The organism is Achromobacter sp. Root565 (assembly GCF_001427425.1).
Taxonomy (GTDB): domain Bacteria; phylum Pseudomonadota; class Gammaproteobacteria; order Burkholderiales; family Burkholderiaceae_B; genus Achromobacter; species Achromobacter spanius_D.
In genome coordinates this window covers 1822502-1845710 of the sequence record NZ_LMGO01000001.1, presented here as the reverse complement: position 1 = coordinate 1845710, position 23209 = coordinate 1822502, and the positions used below count along the sequence as shown (strand labels likewise).

General features: G+C 65.8%; 25 protein-coding genes. 11 read left to right on the top strand and 14 right to left on the bottom strand.

Annotation, left to right across the window (positions count from 1 at the left end):
* Positions 1-21: 21 nt before the first annotated feature.
* Positions 22-645 (bottom strand): glutathione S-transferase family protein, encoded by a 624-nt coding sequence (locus ASD71_RS08250; protein WP_056561880.1) that lies wholly within the window; start codon positions 643-645, stop codon positions 22-24.
* A 107-nt stretch (positions 646-752) separates the two neighbouring features.
* Here ASD71_RS08250 and alaE point away from each other — a divergent pair, with 107 nt between their 5' ends.
* Positions 753-1232, top strand: a complete 480-nt coding sequence (gene alaE / locus ASD71_RS08245; RefSeq protein ID WP_056561877.1) for an L-alanine exporter AlaE — start codon at positions 753-755, stop codon at positions 1230-1232.
* Positions 1233-1334: 102 nt separating this feature from the next.
* On the opposite strand, the gene ASD71_RS08240 is transcribed toward alaE, so the two are convergent.
* The gene (locus ASD71_RS08240) at positions 1335-1700 is read right to left on the bottom strand and encodes a hypothetical protein (protein ID WP_235512047.1); all 366 of its coding nucleotides are present in this window, start codon (positions 1698-1700) and stop codon (positions 1335-1337) included.
* A gap of 354 nt (positions 1701-2054) precedes the next feature.
* On the opposite strand from ASD71_RS08240, the gene ASD71_RS08235 reads away from it, so the two are divergent.
* From ASD71_RS08235 to ASD71_RS08210, 6 genes are all read left to right on the top strand, one after another.
* Positions 2055-2756 (top strand): winged helix-turn-helix domain-containing protein, encoded by a 702-nt coding sequence (locus ASD71_RS08235; RefSeq protein ID WP_056561876.1) that lies wholly within the window; start codon positions 2055-2057, stop codon positions 2754-2756.
* Positions 2749-4056 (top strand): ATP-binding protein, encoded by a 1308-nt coding sequence (locus ASD71_RS08230; RefSeq protein WP_056561874.1) that lies wholly within the window; start codon positions 2749-2751, stop codon positions 4054-4056. Before ASD71_RS08235 ends, ASD71_RS08230 begins: the two co-directional genes overlap by 8 nt.
* A gap of 15 nt (positions 4057-4071) precedes the next feature.
* A complete protein-coding gene (locus tag ASD71_RS08225) occupies positions 4072-5286 on the top strand; it encodes a serine hydrolase (protein WP_235512046.1) in 1215 nt (404 codons plus the stop codon).
* A 167-nt stretch (positions 5287-5453) separates the two neighbouring features.
* Complete coding sequence (locus ASD71_RS08220) at positions 5454-6410, top strand: glycosyltransferase family 9 protein (RefSeq protein WP_056561871.1); 957 nt, start codon at positions 5454-5456, stop codon at positions 6408-6410.
* Positions 6385-7542 carry a glycosyltransferase family 4 protein gene (locus tag ASD71_RS08215; protein ID WP_056561870.1) on the top strand — a complete coding sequence of 386 codons (1158 nt, stop codon included), beginning with the start codon at positions 6385-6387 and terminating at the stop codon, positions 7540-7542. Before ASD71_RS08220 ends, ASD71_RS08215 begins: the two co-directional genes overlap by 26 nt.
* A complete protein-coding gene (locus ASD71_RS08210) occupies positions 7539-8360 on the top strand; it encodes a carboxylesterase (protein WP_056561869.1) in 822 nt (273 codons plus the stop codon). The genes ASD71_RS08215 and ASD71_RS08210 overlap by 4 nt, the downstream gene beginning before the upstream one ends.
* Here the strand turns inward: ASD71_RS08210 and ASD71_RS08205 are convergent.
* The 5 genes from ASD71_RS08205 to ASD71_RS08185 form a co-directional block, all read right to left on the bottom strand.
* Positions 8317-9345 carry an alpha/beta fold hydrolase gene (locus ASD71_RS08205; RefSeq protein ID WP_056561868.1) on the bottom strand — a complete coding sequence of 343 codons (1029 nt, stop codon included), beginning with the start codon at positions 9343-9345 and terminating at the stop codon, positions 8317-8319. The genes ASD71_RS08210 and ASD71_RS08205 overlap by 44 nt on opposite strands.
* A 122-nt stretch (positions 9346-9467) precedes the next feature.
* Positions 9468-9947: a cupin domain-containing protein gene (locus ASD71_RS08200; RefSeq protein WP_056561866.1), complete on the bottom strand. Its 480-nt coding sequence runs from the start codon at positions 9945-9947 to the stop codon at positions 9468-9470.
* A gap of 2 nt (positions 9948-9949) precedes the next feature.
* On the bottom strand, positions 9950-10525 hold the full coding sequence (locus ASD71_RS08195) for a tautomerase family protein (RefSeq protein WP_056561864.1): 576 nt from the start codon (positions 10523-10525) through the stop codon (positions 9950-9952).
* Between the two features lie 89 nt (positions 10526-10614).
* Positions 10615-11364: a pirin family protein gene (locus ASD71_RS08190; protein ID WP_056561863.1), complete on the bottom strand. Its 750-nt coding sequence runs from the start codon at positions 11362-11364 to the stop codon at positions 10615-10617.
* Between the two features lie 20 nt (positions 11365-11384).
* Positions 11385-11600 (bottom strand): rubredoxin, encoded by a 216-nt coding sequence (locus tag ASD71_RS08185; protein WP_056561860.1) that lies wholly within the window; start codon positions 11598-11600, stop codon positions 11385-11387.
* A 136-nt stretch (positions 11601-11736) separates the two neighbouring features.
* Between ASD71_RS08185 and ASD71_RS08180 the strand changes: the two genes are divergently transcribed.
* The gene (locus ASD71_RS08180) at positions 11737-12384 is read left to right on the top strand and encodes a GntR family transcriptional regulator (protein ID WP_056561858.1); all 648 of its coding nucleotides are present in this window, start codon (positions 11737-11739) and stop codon (positions 12382-12384) included.
* A 6-nt stretch (positions 12385-12390) separates the two neighbouring features.
* Here the strand turns inward: ASD71_RS08180 and ASD71_RS08175 are convergent, their stop codons facing one another.
* From ASD71_RS08175 to ASD71_RS08145, 7 genes are all read right to left on the bottom strand, one after another.
* Positions 12391-13611 carry an MFS transporter gene (locus tag ASD71_RS08175; protein ID WP_056561856.1) on the bottom strand — a complete coding sequence of 407 codons (1221 nt, stop codon included), beginning with the start codon at positions 13609-13611 and terminating at the stop codon, positions 12391-12393.
* Positions 13612-13706: 95 nt separating this feature from the next.
* Positions 13707-14498, bottom strand: coding sequence for a type I methionyl aminopeptidase (map, locus tag ASD71_RS08170; protein ID WP_056561851.1), 792 nt, complete (start codon positions 14496-14498; stop codon positions 13707-13709).
* Positions 14499-14744, bottom strand: coding sequence for a ParD-like family protein (locus ASD71_RS08165; protein WP_056318213.1), 246 nt, complete (start codon positions 14742-14744; stop codon positions 14499-14501).
* A gap of 72 nt (positions 14745-14816) precedes the next feature.
* Entirely contained in the window at positions 14817-15563 is a 747-nt protein-coding gene (locus tag ASD71_RS08160) for a DUF2894 domain-containing protein (RefSeq protein WP_200949370.1), read from the bottom strand.
* 19 nt (positions 15564-15582) lie between these two features.
* The gene (locus tag ASD71_RS08155) at positions 15583-16233 is read right to left on the bottom strand and encodes an OmpA family protein (RefSeq protein ID WP_056561849.1); all 651 of its coding nucleotides are present in this window, start codon (positions 16231-16233) and stop codon (positions 15583-15585) included.
* Positions 16230-19526 (bottom strand): DUF802 domain-containing protein, encoded by a 3297-nt coding sequence (locus tag ASD71_RS08150; RefSeq protein ID WP_056561842.1) that lies wholly within the window; start codon positions 19524-19526, stop codon positions 16230-16232. Before ASD71_RS08150 ends, ASD71_RS08155 begins: the two co-directional genes overlap by 4 nt.
* Positions 19527-19536: 10 nt before the next feature.
* The gene (locus tag ASD71_RS08145) at positions 19537-20403 is read right to left on the bottom strand and encodes a DUF3348 domain-containing protein (RefSeq protein WP_056561841.1); all 867 of its coding nucleotides are present in this window, start codon (positions 20401-20403) and stop codon (positions 19537-19539) included.
* A 174-nt stretch (positions 20404-20577) separates the two neighbouring features.
* Here ASD71_RS08145 and ASD71_RS08140 point away from each other — a divergent pair, with 174 nt between their 5' ends.
* The 3 genes from ASD71_RS08140 (at position 20578) to ASD71_RS08130 (ending at position 23148) form a co-directional block, all read left to right on the top strand.
* Complete coding sequence (locus tag ASD71_RS08140) at positions 20578-21165, top strand: M23 family metallopeptidase (protein WP_056561840.1); 588 nt, start codon at positions 20578-20580, stop codon at positions 21163-21165.
* A 77-nt stretch (positions 21166-21242) separates the two neighbouring features.
* Positions 21243-22472 carry a winged helix-turn-helix transcriptional regulator gene (locus ASD71_RS08135; protein WP_056561837.1) on the top strand — a complete coding sequence of 410 codons (1230 nt, stop codon included), beginning with the start codon at positions 21243-21245 and terminating at the stop codon, positions 22470-22472.
* A gap of 31 nt (positions 22473-22503) precedes the next feature.
* Complete coding sequence (locus ASD71_RS08130; RefSeq protein WP_056566594.1) at positions 22504-23148, top strand: hypothetical protein; 645 nt, start codon at positions 22504-22506, stop codon at positions 23146-23148.
* Positions 23149-23209: the final 61 nt, after the last annotated feature.

The window sequence follows — 23209 nt, the reverse complement described above, 5'->3', positions numbered from 1 at the left end:
GTGCGCCCGCGGGCGCTTTCTTCAAGCCGTGCCGTTGCGCCCATACTGCCGGTAGCCGTCGCGCTGCGCCAACTTGTCGTAGTACGCGGCGACGGCGGGCAGCGCCGGCTTGTCGAACGGCGTCTCGAACCAGCGGTTCACGGACAGCCCCACCGGAATGTCGGCCAGCGTGAACGCGTCGCCGGCCACATAAGCGCCGGTGGCGGCCAGCCGCTGGTCGAGGATTCCCATGAACCGCGCCCAATCGCGGCACGATGCCTCGATGGCGCCCTCGTCCCGATGCGCCGGCGACTGCCGCGCCAACGCCATGAAGGCGTAGCTCCAGGACCGGTTCAGGTCCGTCGCCTGCCAATCCATCCACTGATCCACCCGTGCCCGGAGCTTCGGCTCGGCCGGATAAAGGTGGTGCCCCTGATACTGACCCGCCAGATAGCGAATGATGGTGTTGGACTCCCACAGCACGAAGTCGCCATCCTGAATGACCGGCACCATCGCGTTTGGATTGCGCGCCACGAACTCCGGTTCCGACGTGGGCCGGAAACCGCTGCCCCAATCCTCGCGATCGAACGGCAGGTTCAGTTCAGCGCACGTCCACAGCACTTTGCGCACGTCGATGGACGAGGCTTTTCCCAATATTTTCAGCATGTTGGCTACCGCGGGGAGGGCGTCTTCCGGAATCGAAGGTCGTCGCAGTCTAGCGGGCCCGGGAACGTGCCGCCATATACAGATTCGGGTGCCGGCAAGCAGAACAGATGCCGTGGGAACAGCACGTGACGGACAAGGCCAGATTGCCGCTATCCACGCGCTCCTATATTGCCGATACCGTTGCGCTGATCCTGTTCTTTACGACCACAGGCATCATCAATGAGCGCTGGATCGCGGGAATGACTTGGGAACAGGTATTCCACGCGCGGCTGATCGGAGGCGCGTTGATGATTCCGGTGGGCCGGCCTTATGGCCTATGGCGCGATTGGATAATGCGGCGCGCGAAGGACACGCGCGTGTCCCGGCTGATTTGGGATAGCGTGGCGCTGATGAGTTTTCAGGTGCCCATTTACGCCGCGATCATCGCGATCAGCGGCGCATCGGCCGACGGTCTGGTGCGAGGCATATTGGGCGCAGCCGTGATGATGCTGGTATTGGGCCGGCCTTATGGCGCGTTTCTGAATGCGATCAGGCGCTTGTTCGCCCTGCCGCCGGGCGGCGCGCGGCCGATGTCGCTCAACGAATAAGTCATGGATGTCGGCTTGTCGTGAATGCCGCTCGACGAACCCCCGGTTTGCAGTTTGCCGGGCACTTGCCGAGGCGGCGGTATTGACGTTGCGACGCTGGCTTTACATCGTCGGTTGCGGAATCGGCGTTTCCGCCGGCATCGTGCCCGACATGCGCGCCGGGCAATCCGACAGCCCCCACTTCGTCACGACGCCCTTTTCGATCATGAATTTCTCGACGCATACGTGATAGGCGGACATCGGACCCCAGATGTCTTCGTACGAGATGATTCGTGCACCGCTTTCAAGCGTGTAGCTTTTCTTCGGCGGTCCCCACTTGGAAACCAGCTGCTCTTCCGTGCTGCCGACCCAGGCCGCATTGACGTCGTTATAGGTTTTATTCCGCTTGCCGGTAATCATGCTCATTTGCGCGGAAGTGCAACCCGCCAGCAGCGCAGGCAAAACCACAAGCAGTGCAATTTTTCTCATTTTGGTTGTTACCCCGGAGTTCGACATTGAGACTGAGGCGCTTGAACGCGGCACATTGTTTATTGATTTTGTGCGCGCTCGCGTCATGCACGGCGGCTGCCGGGCGGTGAGGCTGGCCTCGCTTGTAATGATTTTTGAGGCGCCAATGTAACAGAGAGGTAAGCGGGAGTTTGGTAACAATTCCGACAGATTGTATGGCCGCGATGGTCGGCCCCAGTTGAGGTCTGCGGTGTATTCAACACATGCTCCTCCGGATAATCGCCATCGACCAGACCCGCACGAACCGGATTTCTTTCGGTGTATGCTTCCCGCGAAAATGCACTGCGCCGGTGCATGAAACTCTGTCTGCACACCATGACCAAGGCCTTGTTAGTCGAAGACGATGCGAAGCTGGCGCGTTTGATCGCGCAGTTTCTGGAACAGCACGGTTTCAACGTTGTTCAGGCCTATCGTGGTGATCATGCGGTGGATGCATTTCGCCGTCACGAGCCGGCGATCACCATCCTTGACCTGATGCTGCCGGGTCGAGACGGCCTGCAGGTTTGCCGGGATTTGCGCGCTTTCTCGTCCGCGCCGATCCTGATGCTGACCGCCCGCGAAGACGACGTGGATCAAATCCTGGGCCTGGAATCCGGTGCGGACGATTACGTCATCAAGCCCGTGGAGCCGCGTGTTCTGCTGGCGCGAATCCGCGCCTTGATGCGTCGTCACAACCAGGCTGAAATGCAGCCGGAACACCTGGTTTTCGGTCCGCTGTCGATTGACCGCCAGACCCGGGCGGTCGTGCTGGCCGGCGCCGAGGTCGACCTGACGACGCTGGAATTTGAAATGCTGTGGGCCTTGGCTAGCCAGGCAGGCCAGGTGCTGACACGCGATGATCTGCTCAACGCGGTGCGCGGCATCGAGTTCAATGGGCTCGATCGCACCGTTGATGTATGCATCAGCAAATTGCGCCGCAAGCTGGACGACGATCCGCGGGACCCCGCCCGCATCAAGACCATTTGGGGCAAGGGCTACCTGTTCTCACCCAAGGTCCACGAGCTGCGCGATGCTTAAATTCGTTCTGCGCATCTTTGTGGTGCTGGCCATCGGGTTCGTGCTGTCGAACGAAGTGGTCGACCGGGCCGCAAACTATCTTTTTGAGTCCGAGACGACCAATTACACGCGTGAAGCCGTACGTGGCCAGTTGCACAGCCTGAAGCAGGAACTGGCTCACGTGCCGCCCGAGGCGCGCCCCGACTACGTGCGCAACACGCTGGCGCCCCATTACGGCCTGGCGCTGAAAGTCCTGAATCCGGCCGACTACAACGCGGCGGAATTTGCGCTGACCGACGCGGAACGCCGCACCATCGACGCCGGCGGATTCTTCCTGCGCGACGAGCAGATGAGCTTCGTGGCCGCCATACCCGGCCCGGGCGCGCAGTGGCTGATGGTCAAGCTGCCGCCCGAGCCGCTGGTCGGCACGTGGGTGATCGTTGCGATCTACGCCGCATTGGGCGTGCTGTTGTGCGCGTTCATGCTGGTGTGGGCGCTGCCGGTCTGGCGGGATCTGGAAGCGCTGAAGACCGCCGCGCAGCGGATGGGCCAGGGCGACTTGCGTGTGCGCGCCGAGCTGTCGCGGTTTTCCAGCATCCGAGGGCTGGGCGACACGTTCAACCAGATGGCCGATCGCATCAGTGCGCTGGTCAGCAATCAGCGCGAGCTGACCAACGCGGTATCGCACGAACTGCGCACGCCCATCGCTCGGTTGTCGTTCGAACTGGACATGATCGATCAAGAGAACGATCCCGTCGCGCGCCGGCGTCTTGTCGAGGAAATGAAGAACGATGTCGCCGAGCTGGACAGCATGGCGTCGGAGTTACTGATGTACGCCCGCCTGGAGCACAAGAGCGACGATATGCCGCTACAGCCCCAGGATGCCCGCGGCTGGCTCGATTCCGTTGTGCAGCATGCGTCGTTTGAGGCCGAGCTGTCGGGCGTGCATTGCGAGGTGACGCACTGCGATGCGGGCGAAGTTCGGCTGTATCCGCGTTACATGACGCGCGCCTTGCTCAACCTGCTGCAGAACGCCATTCGGCATGCGGGTGGAAAGGTTCACGTCGGACTGGCCAGTCCCGAGCCCCGGCGTTACGTGCTGACGGTGGATGATGATGGACCCGGCGTGCCGCCCGCCGATCGCGAGCGTGTGTTCGACCCCTTCATCCGGCTCGATGAAAGCCGCGCGCGCGGCACCGGGGGAACCGGCCTGGGATTGGCCATCGTGCGCCGTGTGGCGCGATGGCACAACGGCGAGGCGCTGGTGTCCGACAGCCCGCTGGGCGGCGCCCGCTTCGTAATCCAGTGGCACACCGCGTGACATGACCCGGCGCGTATGCAACGCACGCGCAAAGATCTTCACAAACTCCCTACAAAGCGCGAAAGATCGCGCGGTGGCGCATCGATAGCATTACGGCATTTCTCTTTCACAGGGTTGCCGTCATCCATGTCCTCGCTCGCCCGTCTGGTTGCCGTCGGATCGCTTTTCCTTGCCGTGGGCGGTTGCCAAGGGCTGCCGCCCGCCGAGCCAGCAACGATCGCGAAAGGGGACTATGCGGCGGTGGTCAACTACCTGACCGAGCGCATCCCTTACGAAATGGGCCTGTCCAAGGTGCCGGGTCTCTCGATCGCCGTCGTGGACGATCAGCGCATCGTCTGGAGCACGGGCTTCGGGTACGCGGATGCAGCACGTCATCGACGGGCGAGCGGCGACACGCTGTATCGCGTGGGCGCCATCAGCAAGGTCGTCACGGCGGCGGCCGTGCTTCGCGCCGCAGACGACGGGTTGCTGTCGCTGGACCGGCCGGCCGGCGACGCGTCGGAAAACTGGCGCGTTGAACCGCGCCGTAGCGCCGCGCAGTGGATGGATGCTGCGCCGTTCACCGCCCGCACGCTTCTGGGCGTGCATCCAGCGACGTTGGAAGACACGATGGGCCGAGCCCGTGCCGACATGGCGTATGCCTTGCTGGGCGACATGGTGGCGCATGCGGCGCGGGAACCCTTCGACGCCTATGTGCGCCGCACGATTCTTCGGCCCTTGAACATGCCCCGCGCGGGGTTTCAGCCACACCAGCGCATGGTGGGACAGCAGGCGGCCGGCTACCGGCGCGGCCGGCCATGGACGGAAGCACCGCAACCGAACGAGGCGGCAGATGGTTTGTGGATGAGCGCTTCTGAGATGGCGCGCTTTTCGAGCATGATGCTCGGGCAGGGCCGCGGCGGTACCGGGTCCGGCGTAAAGCGGGTGCTGTCGCAACGATCTGCGCAGACGTTACAGGATCTGGAAACCGTGGCGGGCAGGGGCATGGATCTGGATTGCCGCCTTGCCTTGTCTTGGCTGGCGACGCCTTGTGGCGACGAGTTGGTGAGCTCGGCATCGCTGCGTGAACATAGCGGCGCGACGGAAGCGTTTCATTCGCGGTGGGTATTTTCCCCGCAGGACAGACTTGCCGTCATGGTCATGAGCAATGCGGATTCGGGCGATGCGCTGGTCGGCACGGTTGCGACGCTGACAATGCGCCTGATGCGCCAGGCCAGGCATGGCATGTAGCCACTGGGCGGCTATCGCAATGCGCCGCGGACAACCTGTGTAGTTGTTCAAAGGTCAGTGCAAGCTTCTTCACAATTGTTCAAAGGACGCCGGAATTCTGCCGGCCGCCTGCCGATACATTGCCCGCAAGCGGCCGACCGGCCGCGCGATAAGCATGGAGGCCGCAGGTGTCGGAAATCGTTGTGTATGTCAGAAGCCAGCCGCAGCTCGGCGACCAGATCGTCGCGATGCCGACGCTGTATCAGCTCAAGACATGGTGGCCGTCGCGCCGGGTCAGGGTGGTTGCGCGTGACGATGTGGGCGCCTTCTACCGGGCGTTGCCCTGGGTCGATGAGTTCGTGCGCGCGGCTACGTTCTTCGATTACCTGCGCAGCCTGCGGAAAGAGACGCGCATGTCAGTGAGCCTGCATCACAGCAGCGAACGCTTCGGCGTGGTCAATCTGCTGCGCCCTCCGTCGATCCGGCTGGGGTTTCGCAACGCCCGGATCAGCGACCTGGCCTGGACGCATTGCCACCGCAAGGACGTTTCCGAGTACATCGGCCAGGCCAATCTGCGTGTGTTGGCCGCGTATCGGCCGTTCGACCTCGAAGTCGCGGCTCGGGCGTGTTTCCATGCCGTCGCGCGGCCGCACCTGCGCACGGCGCAGGGCGCCGATGTGGTGATGATTCCCGGGGGCGGCGCGGGCGCTTTCAAGCGGTGGAACCTTTCCAACTACGTGAGGCTGGCCGACAGGCTGAAGCCGCTGATGGGCGCCGGCACCCGCTTTCTGTTTGTGCTGGGGCAGCAGGAAACGGTGGAGCGCGATGCCTTGCAGGCGATGCAGCGGCCCGACTTTTCCATTGCTTATTGCCGGCCGATTTCGGAATTGAGCGCCGTCGTGCTGCGCGCGCGCCTCGTGGTTGCCAATGACTGCGGCCCGTCGCATATCGCGCAAGGCGCCTGCGTGCCCTATGTCGGAATTTTCAACGAGGCGAATCCCGAGTGGTTCTGGCGCCGGCGCGGGTCGGCTTTCGTGGTTCCGCGACACCCGCAAAACGGCATCAATTCGATCACGCCCGGCGAGGTGCTGACGGCCTGTCTCGATGTACTGGAGCATCATGCGCATTCTGCATACGCTGGCTGAGCGCAGCCTCGGCGGCCTGGAGTTCCGCACGCTGGAGCAGGCAAGCTGGCTGCACGACCGTGGCTACGAAGTGGCCATCGCCTCGCCCTCGGACAGCGCCGTCAGCCAGGCCGCGCGCGAGCGCAAGCTGACGACCGTGGACATGGATTTCAATCCCGCGTATTCGCCCCGGACCGTCCTGGCGCTGCGCCGAGCCATCCGGACCTTGCGCATCGAGGTCATCGATTGCCATAGCCGGGCCGACGCAAAGACGGCCGCGCTTTGCCGGGACCTGTGCGCCGTCGTACGGACGCGTCATTTCGCCAAACCCATGCGCTCATCGCTGCGCCGCCGGCTGGAATGGGCGATCGGCTGCGATCACGTCATTGCAACGAGCGACGTCGGCAAAGAGGAGCTGCTGGCGGCCGGGCTGGCCCCGGAAGACCGGATCAGCGTAGTCGGGGAGTGGGCCGGGGATGAGTTCTTCCGGCCCGATGACGCACCCGATGCAAGCCTGCACATCCGTCGCGCCCTGGGGGTTCCTGCGCCCAGAGCCGCTTTCGTCGTCGCCACCGTCGGGATGCTGCGGCCAGAAAAAGGCCAGGCTGATCTGCTTCACGTGGTGCAACGCCTGCGCATCAGAGGGGTGCCGGCGGTGGCCCTAGTCGTGGGCACGGCGACCGCACGCACCCAACCCTACGCCTATGCGCTGTACCGCCTGGCAGTGGATCTGGGTATTGCGGAATATGTGGTGTTTACGGGTCACCGCAGCGATGTACGCGACATGATCCGTGCGGCAGACGTGGTGCTGGTGCCATCGGCGACGGAAGCGTGGTCGCGTATCGTGCCCGAGTCGTTCGCAGTGGCCCGGCCTGTCGTTGCCAGCAATGTGGGCGGCTTGCCGGAAATCGTCGTGCCCGGCCGGACGGGATGGCTGGCCGCGCCTGGTGACATTGCGGGCTATGCCGACTGCATCATGCAAATCCGATGCCGGCCATGGCATACCCAGACCATCGTCGCCAACGCGCGGGCGTTTGCGGATACGCATCTGCGTCTGGGAGAAAAGATGCTACGCACGCTCGAGGCGTATCGCCGGGCCATGGGCGCCAGCTTGCCGCCTGAAGGCCGCCAGCGCGGGGAGGCGCCGGCATGAACACGATCGACGCGGTGTGCAAGGTGGCGGCTGGCGAGCATTTTCTTGTTGGTAATGGCGAGCCCGGCCGTACGGGCATCCTCCTGATTCACCGCCTGGGTGGCATGCCAAGCGAGCTGCACGAGCTGGCGCGCGGCCTGAATCGTCACGGCTACACGGTGCTCGCCGTCAAGCTGGCGGGACACTGCGGCTCGCTGCAGGATCTGGCGGGCGCAGGCTGGCTGGATTGGTTGTCCAGCGCTCGGCGTGGCGCGGACGTGCTGGCGTGCCGGGTTGATCGCGTGGTCATCGGCGGCGTTTCCACGGGGGCCGTGCTGGCGCTCGCGCTGGCGCAGGAACGACCGTTCCACGTGGCCGGTGTTCTGGCGCTGTCTCCCGTGTTCCGTCATGACGGCCGGACGGTTCCGCAACGGGTGAGGGTGGCCTTACGGCTGCTAATCTCGAGGTCGCTCGGCATAGGCCGGCATCGGGCGCCTCAGCGGCCGGAGCGCGTGGCGGGCTTGCCGGGCATCCCCTGGTGGTCGCTTTCCGAGATGCGTAAACTGGCGGCCTCGGTATCGCGCCGCATGGACACGCTGCGGGCTCCCTGCCTTGTCGTTCATGCACGGCATGATGACGTTGCGCCGGTATCCAACGCGTTCAAGATTGTGAAGGGGGCGCGCAATACGAATGTGCAGCTGCAGTTGCTGACAGATCGCCGTCACGTGGTCACCATGGGCCGTGGGTGCGGCGATGTGGTCTCGCGGGTGGCGGCGTTCGTCAGCAACACGTGCCTTAACCCTTCGCCGCCGGCAGCGCTCTCAGCAACGCTTCATTGAAACGCTTCGGATCCTGCACCTGCGGGGAGTGGCCAAGCTCAGGCCAGGTGACAAGCTTTGCATTTGGGATGGCATTGGTCGCCTTCGGGCCCAGCTCTGGATAATTGCCGAGCTGTTTTGCCACCTCGGGCGCCGCGGCGTCCTTGCCGGGGGCGGTATTGTCCTTTTCGCCGATGAGCAGCGTGGTGGGCACGGCGATCTGACCAAACTCGTGCACGACGGGCTGCGTGTAGAGCATGTCGTAGGTCAGCGCCTGATTCCACGCAACGCGTTCGCGGCCTTCGCCTTGCAGCATGCCGGCGGCCATGAGGACCCACTTGTCGTAGTCGTCGCGCCATTGGCCGGCGTAGTAGGTGCCGAGCTGGTACTTCTTCATGCCCTCGAAGTTGGCCTTGAGCTCGCGCTGATACCACTCGTCGATGCTGCGGTAGGGTACGCCTTTCTGTTTCCAGTCTTCGAGGCCGATGGGGTTGACGAGCACCAGGGCATCGGTTTGCGGGCCGTACATCAGCGCGTACCGAGCGGCGAGCATGCCGCCCATGGAGTGGCCCACGATGCTGGCGCGGTCGACTTTCAAATGATCGAGCAGGGCGTGCGTGTTGGCGGCCAGTTGGTGAAACGAAAACTGGTAGGCCTGCGGTTTGTCGGATTTGCAGAAGCCGATCTGGTCGGGCACGACGACGCGGTATCCGGCTTGACTCAGGGCGGCGATGCTGGCGTCCCAGGTGGCGCCGCAGAAGTTCTTGCCGTGCATGAGCACGACAGTCTTGCCGTTGGGCTTGGCGGCGGCCACGTCCATGTAGGCCATCGAGAGCTTCTGGCCTTGCGTGTCGAGCGTGAACCGTTTGACCTCGTGTGGATACTCAAACCGCTCCAGGTTCGGACCATAGTCGGGCACCTTGGGGGCGCCCGCTGCCATGACGCTGCCGGCGAGTGCGACGCCGGCGCACAGCGCGCCCAGGCGGAGATGTTGGGATCGTGTCATTCAAGTGACTCCTGTTATGGCGCCGGCCCGCTGCCGGCGCTGTACAACAGGGACAGCAAAAATGGGGCCTGGGTTCCGCACTGGCTTGAACGAGACCCAAAGGCTCCAAGCGGCGTCAGTCCTCAAACGCCCGCTTGCTCCGCGTGCAGCGGCGGTCCAAGAAACTCCACATGCCACTTCTGCCCGAACGCGTTCAACGCGTCGTGATCGAGTTTTCCCTCGCGCATGACCTCGCCCAACCCCAGAAAGAAAGCCTTCGCGTCCATGCCCGGCAGTATCTGGATGAACTGCCGCGCCGGCCGGTCGGTGATGTTGACGAATGCATGCGCCGCGCCTCCGGGCACGCTGACGACGTCGCCCTCACCGGCCGTGAACCGTTTGCCGTCGACTTCAAAGAGATATCGGCCTTCCAGCACGTAAAACACCTCGGTTTCCCGGTGCCGGTGCAGTGGCGGGCCAAAGCCCGGCGCGTTTTCGGTTTCGATGCTGGTGAGTTCGCCGTTGGTGGATTCCGGCGGGACGCGCACACGCAGCGTCAGGCCGATCTGCGGGATCAGGATGGGCGATTCCTGTTTGGTGGAACGAATGAACTCGAAGGCCATCGTCATTCTCCCTGCGTCGCGGGCGCGGCGGACAGTGCCGGCAGCAGGCCGCCGGTGCCCGGCGGATAAAGCGACGCTGCATATTGTCTGGCCTTGGCCTGGAAGTAGGCTTCGACCCACTTGAAACGCTCGCCGTCCTTGGCGAGCCCGACGGTGTTTGCGATGGCGGCGAGGCTGATGGTGTGTCCGCCCGCGCCCCAGTTGCCTTCCGAAACTTCCTCGATGATGACCAATGCGCCGCTGCCGTCTTCGCGCGTGGCGCCCAGGCTTTCCATCATGGCTGCGTGCACTGACGCGTGGACCTCGGACTTGTGCTGCTGGCTCATGTAGCCTTCAGGAATGCTGACGCGGGCGAGCAGGCGGCCGTGGGTGCGGATGGGCGTGTCGTCGATCTTACCGCCGACCCACCAGTCTTCGGCGGGAACTTCGGTGAACAGCACGGATGCGAAAGCCAAACCGCCCGGGGTGCGGGCGCCGCCTTCCATCGTCAACAGCACTTCCGTCAGCCGCTTGCCCATTTCGTTCTTGCTGACGGGGTCGAGCATCCCCTTTGCGTAATACAACTGAATCACTGGCATGACATTCTCCTTGCCTTTCCCTTCACCCGGCGGCAAGCGGCGCGGGCAATACCGGCGCCGCTTGCAACGCAGGTTGATCCGGGGCGGCGCTATTGGATGGTTTCAATAATGAGGAGGTCGGCGCCTTCACCGTCCGTCTGAATCGTGACGGGGCGGTCTCCCCAAACGCCTCGGCTATCGCGGCGCGCCAGGGTGATGTCGTCGACGCTGGCTTCTCCATCCAGCATGAACACATACACGCCATGACGGTTCGATTTGGGCTTGTATTGCAGATGCATTGCCTGATCCGCCACCAACCTTGAAACGGACACGTCCTGGCTGATCCGTAGTGCGCCATCGGCATTGCCCACCAGTTGCGTAAGCTGATTGCGGCGCGTGCTCGCATCGAAATGACTGCGCGTATAGGAAGGCGGCGTCAGCAGGCGGTCGGGCAGGACCCAGAGGTACAGCACTTGCATATCGGTGCTGGCCAGATTCAATTCGGAATGCTTGCCGCCAGAGCCGGCAGAGAACGCGTAGAAGTCGTTCGGTCCGAGCTGGTCGATATTGCCCACCGTGTTCACGTGCGTCAGCGTGCCCGCCAGGACGAATGCGCAAATGATGAAGTCATGATGGCGGTGCATGTTGTAGCCGCTGCCGGTGCCGCTGAATACTTCTTCGCCAAAGACGCGGATCCGGCCGAATCCGGGAACGCCGCTTTGGTAGGCGCCAAAGTTGAAGCTGGAATGGCGGGTCACCATGCCTTCGGGGTGGCCGGCGATATAGCTAGACGCTTCGCCCGTCGACAGGAATTTTTCAAAGCCGCGGTCGTGTGCGCGCAGCACAAAGTCATTGTTCATGATGAGTTCTCGGCAGGCGTTCAGACGAGGGCGTGCGCGGCGACGTCGGCGCTGGCGTACGGGAGTTCGACCATTTCGAAACGGCTCTTGGGGGTGCCGCAATCGGGGCAGACCCAATCGTGGGGGATGTCGGCCCATCGGGTTCCGGGAGGAATGCCGTGTTCGGGCAGCCCCAGGGCTTCGTCATACAGAAAGCCACAGCCAAGGCAGACGTGGCGCGTCAAAGGTTCATCCATCGATGTCTCCAATGGGCCAATTTGCCTCGGCCCCGGGCGAGCGCTAGGTAGCGCGTGACGCATTTATATAACGCGTCACGCGCTACCGCAAGCGATTTGATATAGTGACGGTTCGATTTGTCGGAGGGCAGTCACGATGGAAAGCGTCACCAATTTAAGAGAGACGGTGCTGGCGCAATTGCGCTCGCGCATCGTGTCGGGCGAAGCGGCGCCGGGCACCATTTATTCCGTGCCGGCGGTGGCGACCGAGATGGGCATGTCCACGACCCCCGTGCGCGAGGCGTTGCTGGAGCTGAGCCGCACGGGATTGGTCTCCCCATTGCGCAATCGGGGGTTTCGCGTGGAAGCGGCCACGCCCAAAGACCTGGAAAATCAGTTTGACGTTCGGATCATGCTCGAGGTGGGGGCACTGGTCACCCTCGCGCGGAAAGGGTTGACCGATACGGAGCCGCTCGTCCGGCTGGCCGACGACGTCGCCGCTGCGGTGAAGTCAGGCAGCGTGACGGACTACATCGAAACGGACCGCCGGTTTCATGAGGCGTTGGTCGCGCGCGCCGAGAACCCGTTGCTGACGCGAATGATCATGGGGTTGCGGGCAGACATGCGGCTGTATGGCATCAGCTCGCCCGAAGGTTTAGAGCGGCAGCGCGCGTCCGTTTCCGAGCATTATGAAATGATCGAGCTTGCGGCGACTCGGAAAACTGAAGCCATCGCGGCGTTGATCACCCGGCATATTGAATCGTGGAAACCGTTGATGACGGCGGCGCTGCGGGAATTGGCGTAGTCCCACTCAAGACATCACCACCTCCGGCTGCCGTTGCAGCCGCAGCACCGGCGACGTGAATAGCACGGCGAACTGGATGAAAAACCCGACGGTCGACATCCACAGACACGCCTCCACGCCAAACCGCGCCGCCAACGTCGCGCCGATCAGCGCGCCGATGGGCCGCGCGCCAAAATTCGCGGTCACGATGACGGACGAGACCCGTCCCAGCAGGGCATTGGGCGTAACCGATTGGCGAAGCGTGGTGGTGGTGATGGTCCACAGGATGGGCCCGGCGCCGAAGAAAAAGAATCCCACCGCTGCCCACGCGCCTGACGGAAAGACCAGCGTCGACAGCAGGATGAAGCTGGCCAGCAAGGCAGACAGCGGTCCCGCGCCGATCACGGCGCCGAACGGCAGGCGGCGGGCGAGCCACGGGGCGGCGAGGGCGCCGGCCAGCATCCCCGCGCCGTAAACGCCCAGCGTGACGCCGACGCCCGCCGCGGACAAGCCCAGGCGGTCGACGGCGTAGGCGACGTAGACGGCCAGCAGGACGAACCAGGCGGTGTTGAAGAAGAGCGCGGTCAATAGGACCGGCCGCAGCAGGGGATGGGTGGCGACGAAGACGGCGCCTTCGCGCAGTTCCGAGATGGGATGGCGGCGCGGAGCGGGCTTGGGCGTGTCCTGCGGCAGGCCGGCCAGGAGCACGGCGGCCAGGAGCGACAGCGTGGTCGCGAGCACATAGGCGGTCGAAGCCCCCATCCAGCCGACCAACGCGCCGCCTGCGGCGGGGCCGGCGGAGAAGGCTGCGCTGCGCGCCAGCTCAAGCCAACGGTTGGCGTTGGCCAGTTCCGTGACCGGGACCAGCTTGGGCACGAGGGCAGGCGCCGCAACGTTGTAGGCGACGGTGCCCACCGCGCCGATGAAGCCCAGCGCGGCCAGCCATTGCAAGCTGAGACCGCCCATCCACAGCAGCGCCAGCAGGCCGATCAGGCTTGCCGCGCGCACGGTTTCGGCGGCGGTCATCAGTGACCGGCGCGACATCCGGTCCGCCAGCACGCCGGCGGGCAGGGACAACAAAAGGAACGGCAACGTCTGCGCGGTCTGCAGATAGCCGGTTTGCGCAGCGGTGGCGCCCAGGGCCAGCACGGCATACAGCGGCGCGGCGGCGAGCGCGATCTGCTCGGAGAACTGCGCGGCGAGGTTCGACGCCGCAAGTCGGCGGAAAGCGGAGGGCAGGGCGGGCATGGACGAGACGGCGGGCGCCGCAAAAACAGCAAGGGCACGATCATGATCGTACCCCTGCGGCCCTGCACTCCGGTCCTTGCTAGGACGCGTCCCTGTCAGGGAATGGGCGGGTAGTCGCCGAAGCCGTCGGGCCAGGTGGTCAGCACGTCGTAGCCGGTCTCGGTGACGACGACCATGTGCTCCCACTGCGCGGACAGCGATCGGTCCTTGGTGACGACCGTCCAGCCGTCGGGAAGCTGCTTGGTCTGGGGCTTGCCGGCGTTGATCATGGGCTCGATCGTGAACATCATGCCGGGCTGCAGCACCATGCCTTCGCCGGGGCGGCCGTAGTGCAGCACCTGCGGGTCGTCGTGATAGATCTGGCCGATGCCGTGGCCGCAGTACTCGCGCACGATGCTGAAGTGCTCGCGGTGCGCTACGGTCTGGATGGCGTGGCCGATGTCGCCCAGCGTGGCGCCGGGCTTGACGGCCATGATGCCGGCGCGCATGGCCTCGTACGTAGTGTTGACCAGGCGGCGCGCAAGCGGGCTGGGCTGGCCGACGTAGTACATGCGGCTGGTGTCTCCGAACCAGCCGTCCTTGATGACGGCCACGTCGATGTTCAGGATGTCGCCGTTCTTGAGCACCTTGGCCGACGGGATGCCGTGGCAGATGACGTGGTTGACCGACGCGCAGATGGTCTTGGGAAAGCCGTGGTAGCCGACGTTGGCGGGCGTGGCCTTGAGCACGTTGACGATGTAGTCGTGGCAGACGCGGTCAAGCTCATCCGTCGTGACGCCCGGGCGGACGTGTTCGCCGATCATGTGCAGGACTTCGGCCGCCATGGCGCCCGCCTTGCGGGCCATTTCGATGTCGGCGGCCGATTTGATGGAAACCTTCTTGGCCATTTACGCGGCCTCCTGCTGCGCGGGTTGCGGCAACCCTTGCGAGAGGGACGCGATGGTGAAGCCTTCTGCCTGGTCGATGCGAATCAGCAATTGGCAGATATCGGCGTGGCGCAATTCGGGATACAGCTCGGAGAGCATGCCGATGCGCATCCAGTGTTCGGCCTGGGAGTTGATCGAGCGGCTGAGGGCGCCGCTGGCGACGCGCAAGTTCTCATGCATTTGCTCGGAAATCTTGACGATACCCATAGTGGATGTTCCGTATATGTTTTGTATATGGAACGTATCGTACTGCGGGGCGTCGCCGCGTGCAAATCACCCTCAGGCGGATTCCTCGGGTTTTTTGTCTTCCTTGGGTTCCTTAGGTTCTTTGGGCTCCTTCCTGGGCTTGGCGCGCGCGGACTTCTTGGCGGCGCCAGCGCGCGGCGCTTCCTTGGGCGCGGGGGCGGCCGCGGCGGTCATCTGTTCCATCCACATCAGCGCGTCGGTGTACGACAGGAACTGCTGCAGATAGCCGGGCGACATTTCGCGCATCAGGGATAGCGCGCGGTGCACAAGCTGATTGGAATTGAGCGGGCCGGCGTTCTTGTGGACCTGTTCCTGCGACTGGCGCACCTGGCGGTCGGCGCTGAAGCGCGACCAGAGCGCCCGGAATTCGTCGAGCAACGGCAGTTCGGGGTAGGCGGCGCGCAGGCCTAGCGGGTCACGGGAATCGTGGGAGGTTTCGCCCGGCAGGGCGTCTTGGGCAGGGCTACCGGCGGCCAGGGAATTGCCACGGGGATTGCCCAGATAAGCGATCAGCTCGGCCAGCGACCCGCCCGACAAGGCGTCTTGCGGGGCATCTGCATCAGCCTCAGCCCCTGCAACTGCAGCCGCATTCTCCGCGCCCTTCAACTCCCCCTCGTACGCCGCGATCAGACCAGCGACCCGCTCGTCCAGCCGCTGACGCGCCGCGCCCTCGTACGCGGCCGCGCGGCGGTCGAGCGCGTCGATCAGGTGAAAGCGCAGCGGGTTCACGCGGTCCGCGCCGCTGGCGCGCCAGGCGTCCAGCACCGCGCGCGCGTTCATCACCTCTGCGCGGCTGCCGTCACTGCTCACCGGGCTTACCCGTGTCGTTGGATGGCTTGGGGATGGGCGTGATTTCCACGCGGCGGTTCTTGGCGCGGCCTTCCTCGTCGGCGTTCGACGCCACGGGTTGCTCGGCGCCAAACGCGGCGGCAAACACCGTGGAGGACGGCACGCCTTCGTCGATCAGGGCGCGGGTCACGGTGAGCGCGCGCTGGGCGGAAAGGTCCCAGTTGTCCGCGAAGCGGCGATTGCCTTCGCGCACCTGCTGGTCGTCGGTGAACCCGCTGACCATCAGGATTTCGTTGTGGGTATTCAGGTAGGCGGACAGCGGCTCGATCAGGCTTTTCAGGATTTCGCGGCCCTCGGGCTGGAGCTGGTCGGAGTTCAGCGCGAAGAGCACGCTGCCGCTGATGCCGATACGGCCGTTGATAAGCGTTACCCGGCCGGCGGCCAGGGGGCCCGCCAGCGCCTGCTCCAACGTCTCGCGGCGGTGGGTTTCTTCCTGGCGCTGCTTGACCTCTTCTTCCAGCCGCGTCGACAGCTGCAACTGCACCGCGACGACGCTGACCAGGATGAGGACGAAGGCGCCCAGCAGCACGGACATCAGATCGCCGAAGACGGCCCAGGCGGGCGCCGTTGCTTCCACGCCGCCGTCGATATCCTCGCTCATGCCGTTTCCGCTCCGGCGGTGGCGCGCTGGGTGGCCAGCTGTTGCAGGTTTTCGATGATCTGCTTCTGCGACATCAGGCTCAGGTCGACGACTTCACGGGCCTGCGCCACGTAGTAGGAAAGCTGCTCGTCGCCGCGCGCGATGGATTTGTCCAGCGCGGCCTCGATGCGTTGCAGATGCGCGGTGAGCTTGTCGTTCGATTCGCCGAAGGCCTGCACCGCCGCGCCGAAGGATTCGCCCAGGCTGGCGACTTCGACGGCGCCGCTGGTGACCAGCGACGCCACGTCGGACAGCTTGCCGGTTTCGGACTCGACCTGCGCGGTGAACTGCGCGCCCACGCGCTCCAGCATGTCGGCCGACGACGCGACCAGCGCGTCCACGGCCGTGCGCTGCTCGGCGGCGGTGTGGTTGACGGCGTCCAGCAGCGTGCTCAGCGTTTCCAGCAGGCGGTTGCGTTCCTGCAGCATGTCGTTGTCGCGGACCATGGTGTCCGAGAGCTTCTGGCGCAGTTCGCCGATGACCTCTGCGGCGGCGCGGGGCGCCTCGGAGGCCGCTTGAACCAGACGGCCGATCTCGGCGATGGTCTCGCTGGCATGGGCCTGCGTCTGCGCGGTGATGTCCTGCGCGGTGAGGCTCAGGGTGTCGCAGATTTCCTGCTGCAGGCCGGCGGTGTGCGCGCCTGCCTGCTGCCATTCGGTTCGCAGCGCATCGGCCATGGCCGCCAGCTTGGCGGTCCAGGCGGCAAGGCGTTCCTCGTCGTTGGCCGCCAGCGCCGTTTGCAGGGCGGTGTGCGATTGTTCCAGCGTCTGCAGCAGTTCGGCGGCTTGCGTGCCGAAGGCGGCGGACGCGGCTTCCAGCGCCTGGCGATTGTCGCTGGCAAGTCGCTGGCCGGTTGCTTCTTGACGCGCCTGGGCGTCGATCCAGGCCTGCGTGACGCCGCCCGCGGCCGTTTCCAGACGCGTGGATACGCTTTCCAGCAGGGCGGCCTGTTGCTGCGTCTGGGCCGAGATGTCGCGGGCGGTCTGGGTGAGCGCGTCGCTGATTTCGAGCTGGCGCAGAGCGGCTTGCGTGCCGGCCTGTTCCCATTCCTCGCCCAGCTTGGCGGACATCGCCATCAGCGAGCCGGTCCAGGCAGCCAGACGTTCCTCATCGCGCGAAGCCAGCGCGGTTTGCAGGTCGGCGTGCGACTGGTCCAGGGTGCGCAGCAACGCGTCGGCATGCTGGCCGAAGGTGGCCGCGGCGGTTTCCAGCGCGCGCTGGTTGTCGGCGGCCAGTTGCTTGCCCAGGTCTTCCTGTTGGGTCTGCGCGTGCAGCCAGGCTTGCGTGACGCTGCCGGCCGCCGTTTCCAGACGCGAGGACACGTCCTGCAGCAAGCGGGCCTGCGCGTCGGTCTGGCCGGCGATGCCGCGCGCGGTCTCGGCGAGCGCGTCGTTGATTTCCTGCTGGCGGGCCACGGTGTTCGCGCCGGCCTGTTCCCATTCCTGGCCCAGCTTGGCGGTCATGGCGCCCAGCGTGTTGCTCCAGGCGGCAAGGCGGTCTTCGTCGCGCGCGGCCAGCGCGGCCTGCAGTTCGGTGTGCGACTGGTCCAGCGTGCGCAGCAGCGATGTAGCATGCTGCTCGAAAGCCGCGGTGGCGGCTTCGAGTGCGGCCTGGTTGCCGGCGGCCAGCTTGCCGCTGGATTCTTCCTGGCGGGCGAGGGCGCGGGTCCATTGGTCCGCCACGCCGTTGGCGGCAGCCTCCATGCGGGCCGACACGCCTGCCAGCAGCGCCGCTTGCGCCGCAGCCTGTTCGGAGACGTCGCGCACGGTCTGCGCCAAGGTGTCGTTGATGTCCTGCTGGCGGGCGGCAGCCTGCGCGCCGGACTGTTCCCATTCCTGGCGCAGCGTGGCGCCCATCGCGCCCAGCGTTTCGGTCCAGGCGGCCAGACGTTGCTGATCGCGCGAGGCAAGATCGGTTTGCAGCGCGGCGTGCGAGGCGTTCAGGGTGCGCAGCAGCGACGCGGAATGCTGTTCGAAGCTGGCTGCCGCGGCGGTGAGCGCCTGCAGGTTGTCGCCGGCCAGCTTTTCGCCGGCTTGCTGCTGGCGCGACAGCGCGTCGGTCCAGGCTTGCGACATATTGCCGGACGACGCCTCCAGGCGCGTCGACACGCTGTCCAGCAGATTGGCGGAGCGCTCTTCGAAGGTGTGGGCGAAGCGGTCGAGCGAGGCGCGCAGGTCTTCGGCCATGGCCTCGCTGGCGCGCTGCTGGCCGGCCACCGCCTGGCTCCAGATGCCGGCAACGTCGGTCGTCGCGGCTTGCAGGCCGGCGGTCAGGCCTTCCAGTTGCTGGCGGACGGCCTGCGAGACGGTGTCCTGCAGCGTGGCGGTCTCGCGGGACAAGCTGTCCATGGTGGCTTGCACGACGGGCTGCAGGGCCTCGCCGGCGGAGCGGGCGCTTTGCGCGACGCTGTCCTTCATGGACTGTTCCATCACGGACGCGAGGCGAGCGTAGGCGGCTTCGGCCTTGCCCTGGAAGGCGGTCTGGCTGGCGATCTGGCGTTCATTTAACGCCTGATTCTGCTGCTCCATGCTCTTCATCATGGATTCAAGCTGCCCGACAATGGCGGGCATGGCTTCGGCCTGGCGTTGCATGACCTCGGCCTGGCGCTGGAGCAGCTTGAACGATTCTTCGCGCTGGTAGCTTTGCGAGTACACGCGCAGCGTGGTGGCCGCCTTGGTGTCCAGCAGTTGCGCCGCGTGGACGCGGTCGCGGCGGCACAGCGCGGCCAAAAGGCCCAGCATGGCGGACGCGGCCACGCCGGCAATCGAGGTGCCGAATGCAAAGCCCAGCCCCTTGACGGGCGCGGCCAGCGACGCGCGGATCGCGGCCAGATCGGTGGAGCTTTCAAGGGCGAGGCCGGTGCCGCGCAGCGTCACGACCATGCCCAGGAACGTGCCCAGCATGCCCAATAGGACCAGCAGGCCGACGAGGTAGGGCGCCAGCGACGGACCGGGCAGGCCCACGCGCTCGCCTTCGATGCGCAGGCGCGCCGCGTTGCGCAGACCAGCCGGCAGCTTGTCCAGCCAGGCGCCTAGGCTGCCCGGCGCTTCCTTCAGGTCCGACACGGCGCGCGTGAGCGCGGATGTTGCCTGCTGGTAGCGCAGCAGCTCAAGCGCGCCAGCCAGATAACAGACACCGATCAGCAGCGTCACGGCCAGCGCCAGCGGGTTCGTGCCCGCGTAACCCGCACCGATCCAGCCCACAACGGCCAGTCCGGCCAGAAAAACCACGATATTGATCAGATTCTTGGACATAGTGTCCTAATTAGCTGGTGCGAAGGGCGGCGAGCAGCCCTTCGACCGGTTGTAAACGAACATCCAATTCGGCCAGCAGCACGGCGCGCATGTCGGCGCGGAACGTGTCCAGCCAGGCGCCGGGGGTAACCGCGGCCGCCGGCTGCGTCTCGCGGGCCGGCGCGGCCTCAGGGGCGGGCTTGGCTGCATCGCCCGCCGCGTCTGCGTCGGCGCCTTGCGGCGCGGCAGACCCGGCTTCGGCCGGCGCCTCGTCCGCCTCCTGGGCTTGGGCTGCCGCCTGCGCCGCTTCCTCGGCCTTGCGCAGCCGGTCGAAGTGCGTCTGCAGCAACTTCGGAATCGCGCCTAGCAGGGCCCGCTCCTTGGGCAGCAACGCGCGGTCCATGATCGCGTCCACCACGGCCAGGCGCGTCCATTCGCCATTGCGCGCCGCGACCATTCCGCGCAGCCGGCTGCGCAGATTGCCGATGCTGGTCTCCATCGTGTGCTGCAACGACAGATACCGCTGGCGAAAACTCGAATAATCGAACTCGTCCTCGGCCAGGGCGGCAGCCAGTTTCTTGGCGGGCGCCCGCGCCGGGGCGACGCGCTTGGCGGCCGTGGCCGCCGTGTCGCTGGCGATCGCGTCGGCCAGGGTGGTGCGCACGCGCACGCATTCGCGTTCTTCGGCGCTGCTGAACAGGCGGGCGCCGGGCGCAATGACCGGCGGACTAGTATTCAACGCCGCCGACAGGGCGATCGCGTCCGTCCAGCCAAGCCATTGGCTCAGATGGTCGGATAGCGACTGCCTGGACTGCTGGACTTCCGCGTCCGTCAGGCGAGTCAGCAAGCGAATGAGCGTCGGGCCGCTTAAACCTGTGCGCTGGGGGGCTTGCAACATACCACCAGAGTCAAAAAGGGGGGAGTTTACACGCTGCGACGGCCTGAGAGGGCCTGTCGGGACGGCCCGGGCGGTAGCTGCCGCCACAAAATGGGGTCGCATCACAGGCGCTGCAATACTGTGTCGCCGCCAGGTGGCGTGGAACCCTGACCCTGCCTGGCCGTCGAACGTTGCATGGATGCCCGCACCCCCTGGCGATTTGCCCGACGACTTTTCATCCTTGCCGCGCTTGCCGCCATGGCTGTCTGGGCCTGGCCGCGTCTGCCCGAGGCGGCGCGCGCGCCCTGGCACATGGCGCGGCTGTCCTGGCAGGACGCGCCGCTGTCCCTGCCCGTGCCGGTGCAGGGCATCGCGCCGCGGCGGCTGGCGGACACCTGGGGCGCGGCGCGGTCGGGAGGACGCACGCACCAGGGCATCGACATCTTCGCCAAGCGCGGTACGCCGGTGTTGTCTGCCACCGAAGGCGTGGTCACGCGCATCGGTGAGAACACGCTGGGCGGCCAGGTGGTGTGGGTGATGGGGCCGGGCCGGCAGATGCACTATTACGCGCACCTGGACGGCTACGCGGATATCCGCCGCGGCCAGCTCGTCGCGCCGGGCGACGTGCTGGGTTTCGTGGGCAATACCGGCAACGCCAAAGGCACGCCGCCGCATCTGCACTACGGCATCTATGCGGGGGGCGGGGCGCTCAATCCGTATCCGCTTTTGATGGCGCCCAGCGCGGCCGGCGGATCCTCTCTGCCGGTGTCGGCCGCGCAATAGCCCTGCAATCAGCCTGCCGCGCGGTGTAGATTTGTTCCCTGGTCAAGAAAAGCGGGGCAGGCGGTGGCGCATCTTCCATGGACTTTCTGATTGAAACGGCGGCCCGTGCGCTGGCGGCGGGAGACCCGCTGGGCGCGTTGAACCACGTGGCGCTGCGCAGCGACGCGCCCGCGCTGGCCCTGCGCGGCATCGCCTTCGCGCAATTGGGCGATCTGCCACGCGCCAGGGCGCTGCTGCGAAGCGCCGCGCGGACGTTTGGTCTCCGGCAGGCGGTCGCGCGGGCGCGCTGCGTGGTCGCCGAGGCGGAAATCGCGCTGGCTTCGCGCGATCTCGGCAACCCGGACAAGGCGCTGGACGCCGCGCGCGCCACGCTGCAGGCGCAGGGCGACGTGGTCAACGCGGCACATGCCCGCCATTTGACGGCGCGCCGCCAATTGCTGCTGGGACGGCTGGAAGACGCCGAGCGCACGCTGGCCGAGGTGGATCCGGCCGCACTGCCTTGGGCGTCGCAGGCCATTCAAGAGTTGATCGTCGCGGGCATCGCACTACGCCGCCAGCAGGCAGCAAAGGCCCGGTCCGCGCTGACGCGCGCGGGACGCTGCGCCGAGCAAGCCGGGATTCCGGCGCTGATGGCGGAAGTGGACCACGCGGTGCGGGCGCTGGACGCGCCGGCCGCCCGGCGCATGGGACAGGCTGGCGAATGCACGGTGTCGCTGGACGAAGTTGAGGCCTTGCTGGCGTCGGGAACGCTGGTGGTGGACGCCTGCCGGTACGCCGTGCGCGGTGCGCAAACGACGGTCGCGCTGGCTGGCCGTCCCGTGCTGTTTGCGTTGGTGCGGGCGCTGGCGCAGGCCTGGCCGCAGGACGTCACGCGCGATGCGCTTATCGCCCAGGCATTTCGCACGCGCTATTTCGACGAGACGCACCGCGCGCGCCTGCGCGTCGAAATGGGCCGTCTTCGCACCGCGATCCACCCGCTGGCCGGCATCCAGTCCACTCCGCACGGCTATACGCTCACGCCGGCCGGCACGGGCGGCGTCACGGTGCTGGCGCCTGCTGGCGAAGAAGCGGATCCGGAGCAGGGCGCGCTGCTGGCCTTTCTGGCCGATGGTGAAGGCTGGTCGAGTTCGGCGCTGGCGCTGGTGCTGGGCTCCAGCCAGCGCACCGTGCAGCGCGCACTGGAGGCGCTGGCCGAGGCCGGCAAGGTGCAGGCCTTCGGCCAGGGACGCGCGCGGCGCTGGATGCTGCCGCCGGTGCCCGGATTCGCGACAAGCTTGTTACTCCCGGCGATTTTGCCCGGCCAGTAGCATGGATGCATGCCTACAACAGGAAGCCATCATGAAACGATCACAAGCCGAAATCCTCCGCGAATATGGCCCATTCCCGGGCGTCGAGGCCGTCCATGGGCTGACGTACGACGGCAAGCAGGTGTGGTTCGCCACGGGCGACAGCCTCGTTGCCCTGGACCCGGTCACCGGACAGACGTCGCGCTCTCTCGACATCACGGCCAATGCCGGCACGGCCTTTGACGGCACGCACCTCTATCAGATCGCCGATGGCCGGATCCAGAAGGTCGATCCGCAAAGCGGGAACGTGCTGTCCACCATTCCGGCGCCGGGCGGCGAGGGCGTGTCTGGCCTTGCCTGGGCGGAAGGCAGCCTGTGGGTCGGCGCCTACCGCGACCGCAAGATCCACCAGGTCGATCCCGAGACCGGCAACGTGCTGCGCACCATCGATTCCAATCGCTACGTGACGGGCGTTACGTGGGTGGACGGCGAGCTATGGCACGGCACGTGGGAAGCCGAAGAAAGCGAATTGCGGCGTCTTGAACCGCGCACGGGCGAAGTGCTGGAAGCGGTCGAGATGCCGGCGGGCGTGGGCGTGTCGGGCCTGGAGTCCGACGGCGGCGCCCGGTTCTATTGCGGCGGCGGCGAGAGCGGCAAGGTGCGCGCGGTGCAGCGGCCGGGCAAGGCCTCGGGTTGACGCGAACAGTGGAAAAAAACAACAGTAGATGGAGATGAGAAGGATTTGCATTTAAACTTCG

Excerpts from the sequence above, each read along its gene's own strand:
- ASD71_RS08250 (WP_056561880.1), bottom strand. The coding sequence starts at position 645 with ATGCTGAAAATATTGGGAAAAGCCTCGTCCATCGACGTGCGCAAAGTG.
- alaE (WP_056561877.1), top strand. The coding sequence starts at position 753 with ATGCCGTGGGAACAGCACGTGACGGACAAGGCCAGATTGCCGCTATCC.
- ASD71_RS08240 (WP_235512047.1), bottom strand. The coding sequence starts at position 1,700 with ATGAGAAAAATTGCACTGCTTGTGGTTTTGCCTGCGCTGCTGGCGGGT.
- ASD71_RS08235 (WP_056561876.1), top strand. The coding sequence starts at position 2,055 with ATGACCAAGGCCTTGTTAGTCGAAGACGATGCGAAGCTGGCGCGTTTG.
- ASD71_RS08230 (WP_056561874.1), top strand. The coding sequence starts at position 2,749 with ATGCTTAAATTCGTTCTGCGCATCTTTGTGGTGCTGGCCATCGGGTTC.
- ASD71_RS08225 (WP_235512046.1), top strand. The coding sequence starts at position 4,072 with ATGCAACGCACGCGCAAAGATCTTCACAAACTCCCTACAAAGCGCGAA.
- ASD71_RS08215 (WP_056561870.1), top strand. The coding sequence starts at position 6,385 with ATGCGCATTCTGCATACGCTGGCTGAGCGCAGCCTCGGCGGCCTGGAG.
- ASD71_RS08210 (WP_056561869.1), top strand. The coding sequence starts at position 7,539 with ATGAACACGATCGACGCGGTGTGCAAGGTGGCGGCTGGCGAGCATTTT.
- ASD71_RS08205 (WP_056561868.1), bottom strand. The coding sequence starts at position 9,345 with ATGACACGATCCCAACATCTCCGCCTGGGCGCGCTGTGCGCCGGCGTC.
- ASD71_RS08200 (WP_056561866.1), bottom strand. The coding sequence starts at position 9,947 with ATGGCCTTCGAGTTCATTCGTTCCACCAAACAGGAATCGCCCATCCTG.
- ASD71_RS08195 (WP_056561864.1), bottom strand. The coding sequence starts at position 10,525 with ATGCCAGTGATTCAGTTGTATTACGCAAAGGGGATGCTCGACCCCGTC.
- ASD71_RS08190 (WP_056561863.1), bottom strand. The coding sequence starts at position 11,364 with ATGAACAATGACTTTGTGCTGCGCGCACACGACCGCGGCTTTGAAAAA.
- ASD71_RS08185 (WP_056561860.1), bottom strand. The coding sequence starts at position 11,600 with ATGGATGAACCTTTGACGCGCCACGTCTGCCTTGGCTGTGGCTTTCTG.
- ASD71_RS08180 (WP_056561858.1), top strand. The coding sequence starts at position 11,737 with ATGGAAAGCGTCACCAATTTAAGAGAGACGGTGCTGGCGCAATTGCGC.
- ASD71_RS08175 (WP_056561856.1), bottom strand. The coding sequence starts at position 13,611 with ATGCCCGCCCTGCCCTCCGCTTTCCGCCGACTTGCGGCGTCGAACCTC.
- map (WP_056561851.1), bottom strand. The coding sequence starts at position 14,498 with ATGGCCAAGAAGGTTTCCATCAAATCGGCCGCCGACATCGAAATGGCC.
- ASD71_RS08165 (WP_056318213.1), bottom strand. The coding sequence starts at position 14,744 with ATGGGTATCGTCAAGATTTCCGAGCAAATGCATGAGAACTTGCGCGTC.
- ASD71_RS08160 (WP_200949370.1), bottom strand. The coding sequence starts at position 15,563 with ATGAACGCGCGCGCGGTGCTGGACGCCTGGCGCGCCAGCGGCGCGGAC.
- ASD71_RS08155 (WP_056561849.1), bottom strand. The coding sequence starts at position 16,233 with ATGAGCGAGGATATCGACGGCGGCGTGGAAGCAACGGCGCCCGCCTGG.
- ASD71_RS08150 (WP_056561842.1), bottom strand. The coding sequence starts at position 19,526 with ATGTCCAAGAATCTGATCAATATCGTGGTTTTTCTGGCCGGACTGGCC.
- ASD71_RS08145 (WP_056561841.1), bottom strand. The coding sequence starts at position 20,403 with ATGTTGCAAGCCCCCCAGCGCACAGGTTTAAGCGGCCCGACGCTCATT.
- ASD71_RS08140 (WP_056561840.1), top strand. The coding sequence starts at position 20,578 with ATGGATGCCCGCACCCCCTGGCGATTTGCCCGACGACTTTTCATCCTT.
- ASD71_RS08135 (WP_056561837.1), top strand. The coding sequence starts at position 21,243 with ATGGACTTTCTGATTGAAACGGCGGCCCGTGCGCTGGCGGCGGGAGAC.
- ASD71_RS08130 (WP_056566594.1), top strand. The coding sequence starts at position 22,504 with ATGAAACGATCACAAGCCGAAATCCTCCGCGAATATGGCCCATTCCCG.